The sequence below is a fragment of the Paraburkholderia sp. UYCP14C genome, from assembly GCF_004197395.1.
Taxonomy (GTDB): Bacteria; Pseudomonadota; Gammaproteobacteria; order Burkholderiales; family Burkholderiaceae; genus Paraburkholderia.
Window position 1 is genome coordinate 1 of record NZ_SELS01000321.1, and the last position, 622, is coordinate 622.

The window sequence follows — 622 nt, forward strand, 5'->3', positions numbered from 1 at the left end:
CGGACCGGCAAGGTGCTCGAGGTTATCGGCATGCTCGTCAAGGTAGCCGGGCTCGATGTGATGCTTGGCGAGCTGTGCAAGCTGCGCGCGCCGAACGGAGAATTACTTCAGCATGCCGAAGTAATCGGCTTCACGCGCGATGTCGCTCTTCTGTCGCCGTTCTCGCGGCTCGCCGACATCTCGCGCTCCACGCGCGTCGTGGGACTGGGCCGTTCGCTGACCGTTCCGGTCGGGGACGCGTTGCTGGGGCGCGTGATCGATAGCCTCGGCGAGCCGATCGACGGACTCGGGCCGCTTCGCACCAGCGAAGACCGACCGGTGTTCGCGAATCCGCCTTCGCCGATGAGCCGGCGCATGATCGACACGCCGCTTGCCACCGGCGTGCGCGTCGTCGACAGCATGATGACGCTCGCCGAAGGGCAGCGAATGGGCATTTTCGCACCGGCGGGCGTCGGCAAGAGCACGTTGCTCGGTATGCTCGCGCACGGCGCGCAATGCGACGTGACTGTGATTGCACTGATCGGCGAGCGGGGCCGCGAAGTGCGCGAGTTCGTCGAGCTGATTCTTGGGGCCAAGGGCATGGCGCGGTCTGTCGTTGTCTGCGCAACGTCGGACCGCTCGT

The 622-nt window shown here is 66.1% G+C and carries 1 pseudogene; it reads left to right on the forward strand.

The window, feature by feature from the left end:
• Positions 1 to 622, forward strand: a pseudogene (locus EVC45_RS45050) (EscN/YscN/HrcN family type III secretion system ATPase); the annotation flags it as partial.